This window comes from Streptomyces sp. NPDC056734 (genome assembly GCF_042790455.1).
Classification (GTDB): Bacteria; Actinomycetota; Actinomycetes; order Streptomycetales; family Streptomycetaceae; genus Streptomyces.
The window spans coordinates 124,799-135,687 of record NZ_JBHTZD010000014.1 but is presented as its reverse complement, the minus strand read 5'-3'; the positions used below and the strand labels follow the sequence as shown (position 1 = coordinate 135,687).

Below are 10,889 nucleotides of genomic sequence, written 5' to 3'. Positions count from 1 at the left end.
CGTGTCTCAGCTCCCACCCGTGTCTCAGCTCCCACCCGTGTCTCAGCTCCCACCCGTGTCTCAGCTCCCACCCGTTGTCTCAGCCCTCGTCCTCAAGCCAGCCCATCGTCCGCTCAACCGCCTTGAGCCAGCTCTTGTACTCCCGCTCGCGGGTCTCCGCGTCCATGCGGGGGGTCCACTCGGCGGCCCGGCGCCAGTTGGCGCGCAGTTCGTCGGTGCCGTTCCAGAAGCCGATCGCGAGACCCGCGGCGTAGGCGGCGCCGAGGCAGGTGGTCTCGGCGACCATCGGGCGCACCACGGGCGCGTCCAGCACATCCGCGAGGGTCTGCATCAGCAGATTGTTGGAGGTCATCCCGCCGTCCACCTTGAGGGTGGTCAGCTCCACGCCGGAGTCCTTCGTCATGGCGTCGGCGATCTCGCGGGTCTGCCAGGCGGTGGCCTCCAGCACGGCGCGGGCCAGGTGCGCCTTGGTGACGTACCGGGTCAGACCGGCGATGACTCCCCGCGCGTCCGAGCGCCAGTACGGCGCGAACAGGCCGGAGAACGCGGGTACGAAGTACGCGCCGCCGTTGTCCTCGACGGTCAGCGCGAGGGTCTCGATCTCGGCGGCCGTCGAGATCAGGCCCATCTGATCGCGCATCCACTGCACCAGCGAGCCGGTGACCGCGATCGAGCCCTCCAGGGCGTAGACCGTGTCCTGGTCGCCGATCTTGTAGCCGACGGTCGTTAGCAGCCCGCTGTACGAGTTGATGATCTTCCCGCCGGTGTTCATCACCATGAACGTGCCGGTGCCGTACGTCGACTTGGTCTCGCCCTCGGAGAAACAGGTCTGGCCGAACAGCGCCGCCTGCTGGTCGCCGAGCGCGGAGGCCACCGGGATGCCGCCGAGCAGCTCGCCGAGCCGGCCGCCCTTGACCTCGCCGTACACCTCCGAGGAGGAGTGGATCTCCGGGAGTATCGCCAGCGGTACGCCGATGGAGTCGGCGATCTTCGGGTCCCACTGCATGGTGTGCAGGTTCATCAGCAGGGTGCGGGAGGCGTTGGTGACGTCCGTGACGTGGTGGCCGCCGTCGACGCCGCCGGTCAGATTCCAGATGACCCAGGAGTCCATGGTGCCGAACAGGATGTCACCGGCCTCGGCGCGCTCCTTGAGGCCCTCGACGTTGTCCAGCAGCCAGCGGGCCTTGGGGCCGGCGAAGTAGGAGGCCAGCGGCAGGCCGGTCTGACGCCGGAACCGGTCCTGGCCGACATTGCGGCCCAGTTCCTTGCACAGGGCGTCGGTGCGGGTGTCCTGCCAGACGATGGCGTGGTGGACCGGCTCCCCGGTGTGCCGGTCCCACAGCACGGTGGTCTCACGCTGGTTGGTGATGCCGATGGCCTTGATGTCGTCGCGGGTGATGCCGCCCTTCTCGATGGCTCCGGCGACGACCTCCTGGACGTTGGTCCAGATCTCGATGGCGTTGTGCTCGACCCAGCCCGGCTTCGGGAAGATCTGCTCGTGCTCCTTCTGGTCGACGGAGACGATCCGCCCGTCGCGGTCGAAGACGATGCAGCGGGAGGAGGTGGTGCCCTGGTCGATGGCGGCGATGAACGGTCCGGCGGTGTGGGCGTCGCTCACGGTGTGCTCCTGGGGGTTCCGTGGTCCGGGGACTTCGGGTGACGGCGGTCGGGGGACGGCGGTCGGGGGGGACGGCTGCTACCCGGTCCTACCCGGTCGGCGTCTCGGCTCAATGGGGGAAGGCGACGTTGAAGAGCCCGGCCGCCGCGGCACCGCCGATCAGCGGGCCGACCACCGGGATCCAGGCGTAGCTCCAGTCGGAGCCGCCCTTGTTCGGCAGCGGGAGCAGGGCGTGCACGATCCGCGGGCCCAGGTCACGGGCCGGGTTGATGGCGTAGCCGGTCGGGCCGCCGAGGGAGAGACCGATGGAGACCACGACGAAGGCGGTGACCAGACCGCCGAGCACGCTCAGGCCGTTGCCGTTGTTGTTCAGACCCTGTGTGAGGATCGCGATGACCAGGACGAACGTGCCGATGATCTCGGTGGCCAGGTTCATCCACACCTTCCGCACCTCGGGGCCGGTGGAGAAGATGCCGAGCACCGGGCCCGCGCCCCGCTCCCTGGCCTCCACGGCCTTCGTGCCGCGTGGCGGGGAGTCGCCGACGATCTCGCGGTCGGTGAGGTGGGCGTGGAACTGGCCGTAGTACGCCACCCAGACGAGGGCCGCGCCGATCATGGCGCCGAGCAGCTGACCGCCCCAGTAGATGGGCAGGTCGCTCCACTTGCCGTCCTCGATCGTCAGCGCGAGGGTCACCGCGGGGTTGAGGTGGGCGCCGGAGAGCGGCGCCGAGACATAGACGGCCACCATGACGGCGAAGCCCCACCCGAAGGTGATGGCGAGCCAGCCGGCGTTACGGGCCTTCGAGGCCTTGAGAGAGACGGCGGCGACCACGCCGGCGCCGAGCAGGATGAGCAGGGCGGTACCAATGATCTCGCCGATGAAGATGTCGGAGCTGGACACCCGCGACTCCTTTGTCCTTCGTCCAGGGGAAGCAGAACCCCTTCATCCCTGTTCGGGGGTCCGCCGGCCCGCACCGTCCGCCCACCGTAACGCGTATTGCCGTGAGGTGTTCGACAATGCCGACCGATGGACGCGAGTCTTGCTCTGGCGCCAGGCATGCGTCAAGGGTTCCGCTGTCGGAAGACCGATCGTTGCGATCGGTGTCTGTTGTCAAACGTGGCTACGATCTATCCCTTTTCGGGTGATCTATTTACTTCAGGGTAGGGCGAAGCCCGGCAGTCGACCTGTCGGCTTGTGGGCCGACGGCTCGGAGCCCGCCGGGAGAACCCCTCAGAAACGCCCCGCGCCCAGGTCCCGGGAGACCGCGCGGGCGCAGTCCCGCACCGCCGCGATCAGCTCCGGCCGCAGCTCCCCGTCGCGCGCCACCCGCTCCACCGCGCCCGTGATGCCCACCGCGCCGACCGGCATCCGCCGCCGGTCGTGGATCGGTGCGGCGATCGAGGCCACGCCCTCCCAGGTCTCCTCGACGTCCGCCGCGTAACCCCGCGCCCGCGTGAGGTCCAGGACCTGCTCGAAGCCCTCGGCGTCGTACACCGTCCGGTCGGTGAACGGCTTGCGCTCGCTCTCCAGCGCCTCGCTGTGCGCCACCGGGTCGTACGCCGCCAGCACCTTGCCCAGGGCCGTGGAGTGCAGCGGCTGCATCGCGCCGATCTCCAGCACCTGCCGGCTGTCGTCGGGCCGGAAGACGTGGTGCACGATCAGCACCCCGTGCTGGTGCGCCACCCCCAGATGGACGCTCTCACCGCTGGAACGCGCCAGGTCGTCCGTCCATACGAGGGCCCGCGCGCGCAACTCGTGCACATCCAGGTACGTGGTGCCCAGGCGCAGCAGCTCCGCGCCCAGCTGATACCGCCCCGACGCCTCGTCCTGCTCCACGAAGCCCTCGTGCTGGAGGGTGCGCAGAATGCCGTGCGCGGTGCCCTTGGCGAGGCCGAGCGAGGAGGCGATGTCCGACAGGCCGAGCCGCCGCTCGCCGCCCGCGAGCAGCCGCAGCATCGCGGCGGCCCGTTCGAGCGACTGGATGTTCCGTGCCATCGCCGTCCTGCCTCCGTCCGTCCTCGTCGACACCGCGCCAGAGCCTGACGGCCACCGTTCGGCAATGTCGAACATTACTCGTGAACGCCGACGCCCCGCTAACGGTCGGACGGCGTGTGTCGCACTGGTGCGGGTCTGTGGATTGTGCGGGTCGCGAGGGTCGTGCGGGTGCGGGCCGGGCGGGCCGTCCCGGTGTGTGTCCTGCCGGGGCGGGTCGTGCCGGGGTGTTTCGGGATGGTGATCCCCTCGGGTTCCCGGGGGATTGTCCCTGGTCCCGCGGACCCCGTGGCGCCGGGGCCCGAAGTCGCCGGCCCAGCGGGCCGCGCCGGGGCGATCCGCCCCCGCCCCCGTCCGTCCCCTGGACGTCCTCACTGTTTTCGCCCTCTCCCGGCTACCCTGGCGGCGTGCGTCCTCGATTCGGGGAGCGCCCGGGAACCGCCCGGGTGTGAACCGGGGGAGCGTCCGGCACTGGCCGGGAACCGCCCGCAGGAGCGTCCGGCCGTGACCGGGTGCCCTCCTCGGGGTGGGCCCGAGGCGGTGCCGGGGAGGGTTCCCCGGGAAGCGCCCGGTACCGTCCGAGCGCATCCTGACCAGGACGCAAAGCCGACAGCCGTCGCATCGAGGGAGCCCTTTCATGGCCTCTGTGCCGCCGACCCCGTCCGCCGACCCCCGGACCCGTGTGTCCGCGCTCCGCGAGGCGCTGGCCACCCGCGTGGTGGTCGCCGACGGCGCCATGGGCACCATGCTCCAGGCGCAGGACCCGACCCTGGAGGACTTCCAGCAGCTCGAAGGCTGCAACGAGGTCCTCAACGTCACCCGCCCGGACATCGTGCGCTCCGTGCACGCCGAGTACTTCGCCGCCGGGGTGGACTGCGTCGAGACCAACACGTTCGGCGCCAACCTCACCGCCCTGGGCGAGTACGACATCCCCGAGCGCGTGTTCGAACTGTCCGAGGCCGGGGCCCGTATCGCCCGCGAGACCGCCGACGACTTCGGCGCCGAGGACGGCCGGCCGCGCTGGGTGCTGGGCTCCATGGGCCCCGGCACCAAGCTGCCGACGCTCGGCCACACCACGTTCGAGCTGATCCGCGACGCCTACCAGGCGAACGCCGAGGGCCTGCTCGCCGGCGGCGCCGACGCGCTGCTCGTGGAGACCACCCAGGACCTGCTCCAGACCAAGGCGTCGGTGATCGCCGCCCGCCGCGCGATGAAGGCCGCCGGCTACGACGTACCCCTGGTCGTCTCGGTCACCGTCGAGACCACCGGCACCATGCTGCTCGGCTCCGAGATCGGCGCCGCGCTCACCGCGCTGGAGCCCCTCGGCATCGACATGATCGGCCTGAACTGCGCCACCGGCCCCGCCGAGATGAGCGAGCACCTGCGCTTCCTCGCCCGGCACTCGCGCATCCCGCTGTCCTGCATGCCGAACGCCGGTCTGCCGGTCCTCACCTCGGACGGCGCCCACTACCCGCTGTCCGCGCCGGAGCTGGCCGACGCCCAGGAGAACTTCGTACGCGACTACGGGCTGTCCCTGGTCGGCGGCTGCTGCGGGACCACCCCGGAGCATCTGCGGCAGGTCGTCGAGCGGGTCCGTGAGCAGACCCCGGCCGAGCGCCACCCCCGGCCCGAGCCGGGCGCCGCCTCCCTCTACCAGTCGGTGCCGTTCCGGCAGGACACCTCGTACCTGGCGATCGGCGAGCGCACCAACGCCAACGGGTCGAAGAAGTTCCGCGACGCCATGCTGGACGCCCGCTGGGACGACTGTGTGGAGCTGGCCCGCGAGCAGATCCGCGAGGGCGCCCACCTGCTCGACCTGTGCGTCGACTACGTCGGCCGGGACGGCGTCGCCGACATGGAGGAACTGGCCGGCCGCTTCGCCACCGCCTCCACCCTGCCGATCGTGCTGGACTCCACCGAGGTCGACGTGATCCGGGCCGGACTCCAGAAGCTCGGCGGCCGCGCGGTCATCAACTCCGTCAACTACGAGGACGGCGACGGCCCCGAGTCCCGCTTCGCCAAGGTCACCGCACTCGCCCAGGAGCACGGCGCCGCGCTGATCGCGCTGACCATCGACGAGGTGGGCCAGGCCCGTACCCCCGAGAAGAAGGTCGAGATCGCCGAACGGCTGATCGACGACCTCACCGGCAACTGGGGCATCCACGAGTCCGACATCCTCATCGACACCCTTACCTTCACCATCTGCACCGGCCAGGAGGAGTCCCGCGGCGACGGCGTCGCCACCATCGAGGCCATCCGCGAACTCAAGCGCCGCCACCCGGACGTCCAGACCACCCTCGGCCTGTCCAACATCTCCTTCGGCCTCAACCCGGCCGCCCGCATCCTGCTGAACTCCGTCTTCCTGGACGAGTGCGTCAAGGCCGGACTGGACTCGGCGATCGTGCACGCCTCCAAGATCCTGCCCATCGCCCGCTTCGACGACGAGCAGGTCACCACCGCCCTCGATCTGATCTACGACCGGCGTGCCGAGGGTTACGACCCGCTCCAGAAGCTGATGGCCCTCTTCGAGGGCGCCACCGCCAAGTCCCTCAAGGCGGGCCGGGCCGAGGAACTCGCCGCGCTGCCGCTGGACGAGCGCCTCAAGCGGCGCATCATCGACGGCGAACGCAACGGCCTCGAAGCCGACCTCGACGAGGCGCTCCGCAGCACCTCCGCGCTCGACATCGTCAACAAGATCCTCCTCGACGGCATGAAGGTGGTCGGCGAGCTGTTCGGCTCCGGCCAGATGCAACTGCCGTTCGTGCTCCAGTCCGCCGAGGTGATGAAGACCGCGGTGGCCCATCTGGAACCGCACATGGAGAAGACCGACGAGGCCGGCAAGGGCACCATCGTGCTGGCCACCGTGCGCGGCGATGTCCATGACATCGGCAAGAACCTCGTCGACATCATCCTCTCCAACAACGGCTACAACGTGGTCAATCTGGGCATCAAGCAGCCCGTCTCCGCGATCCTCGACGCCGCCGCCGAGCACCGGGCCGATGTCATCGGCATGTCCGGGCTGCTGGTGAAATCCACGGTGATCATGAAGGAGAACCTGGAGGAGCTGAACGCCCGCGGCATGGCCGCCGACTTCCCCGTCATCCTGGGCGGCGCCGCCCTCACCCGCGCCTACGTCGAGCAGGACCTGCACGAGATCTACCAGGGCGAGGTCCGCTACGCCCGCGACGCGTTCGAGGGCCTGCGCCTGATGGACGCCCTCATCGGCGTCAAGCGCGGGGTCCCGGGGGCGAAGCTGCCGGAGCTGAAGCAGCGCCGGGTACGGGCGGCGGCGGCCACGGTGGTCGAGGAGCGGCCCGAGGAAGGCCATGTCCGCTCCGACGTCGCCGTCGACAACCCCGTACCGAAGCCGCCGTTCCGGGGCACCCGCGTCATCAAGGGCATCCAGCTCAAGGAGTACGCCTCCTGGCTGGACGAGGGCGCCCTGTTCAAGGGCCAGTGGGGACTCAAGCAGGCCCGCACCGGCGAGGGACCGACCTACGAGGACCTCGTGGAGACCGAGGGACGGCCCCGGCTGCGCGGGCTGCTCGACCGGCTCCAGACGGAGAACCTGCTGGAAGCGGCCGTCGTGTACGGCTACTTCCCCTGTGTCTCCAAGGACGACGACCTGATCATCCTGGACGAGTCCGGCAACGAACGCACCCGCTTCACCTTCCCCCGCCAGCGCCGGGGCCGCCGGCTGTGCCTCGCCGACTTCTTCCGCCCCGAGGAGTCCGGCGAGACGGATGTCGTCGGCCTCCAGGTGGTCACCGTGGGCTCCCGGATCGGCGAGGAGACCGCCCGGCTGTTCGAGGCCGACGCCTACCGCGACTACCTCGAACTGCACGGCCTGTCCGTCCAGCTCGCCGAGGCCCTCGCCGAGTACTGGCACGCGCGCGTGCGCTCCGAACTGGGCTTCGCCGGGGAGGACCCGGCCGACGTCGAGGACATGTTCGCCCTCAAGTACCGGGGCGCCCGCTTCTCCCTGGGCTACGGCGCCTGCCCCGACCTGGAGGACCGGGCGAAGATCGCCGAACTGCTGGAGCCCGAGCGGATCGGCGTCCAGCTCTCGGAGGAGTTCCAGCTCCACCCCGAGCAGTCCACCGACGCCATCGTCATCCACCACCCGGAGGCGAAGTACTTCAACGCCCGCTGAGACCTCCAGGGATCTCCAGGGATCTCCAGGGTTTCGGTGATTCAGGGTGACGCAGCGGCCGAGGTGACTCAGGGTGACTCAATGCCGCGAACGGGGCCCCCGGTGCCCGTCCGAACTCATCCGGCACTCTGATCGAACCCGACGTACACTGGTCGGTCCACGCCAGGCCGGTTCCCCGCGCGGGAACCGGCCTGGTCGTCCCTCAAGGAGGTACGCCGGATGACGACCACCGTCCCCGCGCTTCGCACCCGTACGGCCGAAGGCTCCGGTCTTCAGGCCGTGCTCCTCGACATGGACGGCACCCTGGTGGACACCGAAGGCTTCTGGTGGGAGGTCGAGGTCGAGATCTTCGCCGCACTCGGCCACGCGCTCGACGACTCCTGGCGCCATGTCGTGGTCGGCGGCCCGATGACCCGCAGCGCCGGGTTCCTCATCGAGGCCACCGGCGCCGACATCGCCCTGGCCGACCTCACCGGTCTGCTCAACCAGGGCTTCGAGGACCGTATCGACCGCGCCCTGCCGCTGATGCCCGGCGCCACCCGGCTCCTCGCCGAACTGGCCGCCCAGCGCATCCCCACGGCTCTGGTCTCCGCCTCGCACCGGCGCATCATCGACCGCGTGCTCACCTCGCTCGGCCCGCACCACTTCGCGCTCACCGTCGCGGGCGACGAGGTGGCCCGCACCAAGCCGCACCCCGACCCGTATCTCCTGGCCGCCTCCGGACTCGGCGTGGACCCGGCCCGGTGCGCGGTCGTCGAGGACACCGCGACCGGCGTCGCCGCCGCCGAGGCGGCCGGCTGCCATGTCGTCGCCGTGCCGTCCGTCGCCCCCATCGCACCGGCCGCGCGGCGCACCGTCGTGAACTCCCTGGAAGAGGTGAACCTCGCGTTTCTGCACGGCCTGATGGCTGCCTGACGGCATCCGTTGAACTGGCGCGGAACCGGCGCGGAACGCCCGGCAGCGTCGCCCGCGCACGCCAGATCCACGCCAGATCCACGCCAGATCCACGCCAGTTCCGGGCCAATTCCACGCCGGTTCCACGCGAGTTCCACGCCGGTTCCGCGCGAGTTCCCGACAGTTTCCCGGCAAGCCCGCGCGAGTTCCCGGCGAGTTCCGCGCGCATGAATTCCTTTCGCCCCGAAGACCGAATTCCGGTTCCTGAACCTCTCGTTGGCGATGTGACGTTCACCACGTCACGCGGGGTCGACAGGGCAACAGGCGTGTGCTTTCCGCCCCGGTTTCGTCCTCGTTACATCGCTGTTGACGCACCGTTGTGTCCTGATTGGTGAAAAGCTGCACGAATCCTTCCACTGTCGGGTTTTCGGTGCGTCCACACCCGGTTCCGCAGCGTGATGAGGAACCAACTCCGGCTCCCACGAATCCTGTGCGAGCGCCGACTAACCTCGTCGCGAGACCCCCGCTCCCACCCCCGGCACCCACCGCGACACCCCTGCGTGTGTGCTGCACGGACCCGAAGCCCTGGAGAAACCGAGGATGAACCGCAAGATTCTGGTGCTGCCGGCCGTGGCCGGTCTGCTCATCCCGGCGCTCGCCGCCTGCGGGGGATCCGACGGTGCCGGCGGCGGGGGAGACGCGATCGTCACGGGCACCACCGACCGGTTCATCGCCACCGAGGACGCCCCGGCGCCCGTGGACCCCGCCTACGCCTACGACGTCGGCAGTTGGAACGTCCTGCGCCAGACCGTGCAGACCCTCATGGTCCAGCCGCGCGGCGAGGGCGAACCGGTCCCCGAGGCCGCCGAGAGCTGCACCTTCACCGACAGCGGCAACGAACGATTCGTCTGCACCCTGCGCAAGGACCTGAAGTTCTCGGGCGGCGACGCCATCACCGCCGAGGACGTCAAGTACTCCATCGACCGCGCCCTCGCCCTCCAGGCCGACAGCGGTGTCTTCGCCCTGCTGTCCACCATCGACACCGTCGAGACCTCCGGCGACCGCGAGGTGATCTTCCACCTCAAGACCGCCGACGCCACCTTCCCGTACAAGCTGTCCACCCCCGTCGCCGGCATCGTCAACCCCGACGACTACGCCAAGGACAAGCTCCGCGAAGGCTTCGACATCTCCGGCTCCGGCCCCTACACCATCGAGCCCACGATCGAGGACGGCGAGATGGTCTCCGCCGTGTTCACCAAGAACCCCCACTACCAGGGCTCCCTCACGGTGAACAACGAGAAGGCCGAGATCCGCTCCTTCGCCGACGCCGACGCCATGGGCGCCGCCCTGGAGAAGGGCGACATCGACCTCATGACCCGCTCGATGACGCCCGAGCAGATCGAGAAGCTCTCCAACAGCACCGACGGCTCCATCGAACTCGTCGAGGTCCAGGGCCTGGAGATCCGTTACCTCGCCTTCGACACCGACGCCCCCAGCGTCAGCGACAAGGCCGTCCGCCAGGCCATGGCCCAGCTCATCGACCGCGGCTCCCTCGTCTCCGAGGTCTACGGCACCCAGGCCGAGCCCCTCTACTCGCTCGTCCCCGCCGCCGTCACCGGCCACTCCAACTCGTTCCTCAACAAGTACGGCGATCCCGACACCGCCGCGGCCGAGGCCCTGCTCACCGACGCCGACGTCACCACCCCGGTCAAGCTCACCCTGAACTACACGACCGACCACTACGGCGCCGCCACCAAGCAGGAATTCGAGGTGCTCCAGAAGCAGCTCAACGACAGCGGCCTGTTCGACGTCAGTATCAAGGGCACCGCCTGGGACGCCTTCATCCCCGCCGAACGGGGCGGCGAGTACGAGGTCTACGGCATGGGCTGGTTCCCCGACTTCCCCGACGCCGACAATTTCCTCGCACCCTTTCTCGACAAGGACAACTTCCTCAAGTCGCCCTACACCAACACCCTTATCCGCGACACCCTCATCCCCGACTCCCGCCGCGAGGCCGACCGGATCTCCGCCACCAAGGCGCTGACCGAGATCCAGGACATCGTCGCCGAGGACGTACCGGTCATCCCGCTGTGGCAGGGCATGCAGTACGTCGCCGCCCGCGACGACATCACCGGCACCGCCTACGCCGTCAACGCCTCCTCCACCCTCCAGCTGTGGGAGCTGAACCGCGGCGTGGGCGCCTGACGCCCGCCCAGGTCCCCGACCGGGCC

Annotated in this window: 6 protein-coding genes; 3 read left to right on the top strand and 3 right to left on the bottom strand. The window is 69.7% G+C overall.

From position 1 onward, the window contains the following. Positions 1–79 precede the first annotated feature (79 nt). From glpK to ACFRFC_RS22165, 3 genes are all read right to left on the bottom strand, one after another. A complete protein-coding gene (gene glpK / locus ACFRFC_RS22175) occupies positions 80–1,618 on the bottom strand; it encodes a glycerol kinase GlpK (RefSeq protein WP_382687933.1) in 1,539 nt (512 codons plus the stop codon). 109 nt (positions 1,619–1,727) lie between these two features. After that, complete coding sequence (locus ACFRFC_RS22170; protein ID WP_382687930.1) at positions 1,728–2,519, bottom strand: MIP/aquaporin family protein; 792 nt, start codon at positions 2,517–2,519, stop codon at positions 1,728–1,730. 330 nt (positions 2,520–2,849) lie between these two features. After that, positions 2,850–3,614 carry an IclR family transcriptional regulator gene (locus ACFRFC_RS22165; RefSeq protein ID WP_382687927.1) on the bottom strand — a complete coding sequence of 255 codons (765 nt, stop codon included), beginning with the start codon at positions 3,612–3,614 and terminating at the stop codon, positions 2,850–2,852. Between the two features lie 634 nt (positions 3,615–4,248). Between ACFRFC_RS22165 and metH the strand changes: the two genes are divergently transcribed. From metH to ACFRFC_RS22150, 3 genes are all read left to right on the top strand, one after another. Then, positions 4,249–7,764: a methionine synthase gene (gene metH / locus ACFRFC_RS22160; protein WP_382687925.1), complete on the top strand. Its 3,516-nt coding sequence runs from the start codon at positions 4,249–4,251 to the stop codon at positions 7,762–7,764. 219 nt (positions 7,765–7,983) lie between these two features. Continuing rightward, positions 7,984–8,679, top strand: coding sequence for an HAD family hydrolase (locus ACFRFC_RS22155; protein WP_382687922.1), 696 nt, complete (start codon positions 7,984–7,986; stop codon positions 8,677–8,679). A 579-nt stretch (positions 8,680–9,258) separates the two neighbouring features. Then, complete coding sequence (locus ACFRFC_RS22150; RefSeq protein ID WP_382687920.1) at positions 9,259–10,863, top strand: ABC transporter substrate-binding protein; 1,605 nt, start codon at positions 9,259–9,261, stop codon at positions 10,861–10,863. Positions 10,864–10,889 lie beyond the last annotated feature (26 nt).

Coding starts and splice junctions, on each gene's coding strand:
- metH (WP_382687925.1), top strand. CDS start 4,249: ATGGCCTCTGTGCCGCCGACCCCGTCCGCCGACCCCCGGACCCGTGTG.
- ACFRFC_RS22150 (WP_382687920.1), top strand. CDS start 9,259: ATGAACCGCAAGATTCTGGTGCTGCCGGCCGTGGCCGGTCTGCTCATC.
- ACFRFC_RS22165 (WP_382687927.1), bottom strand. CDS start 3,614: ATGGCACGGAACATCCAGTCGCTCGAACGGGCCGCCGCGATGCTGCGG.
- ACFRFC_RS22155 (WP_382687922.1), top strand. CDS start 7,984: ATGACGACCACCGTCCCCGCGCTTCGCACCCGTACGGCCGAAGGCTCC.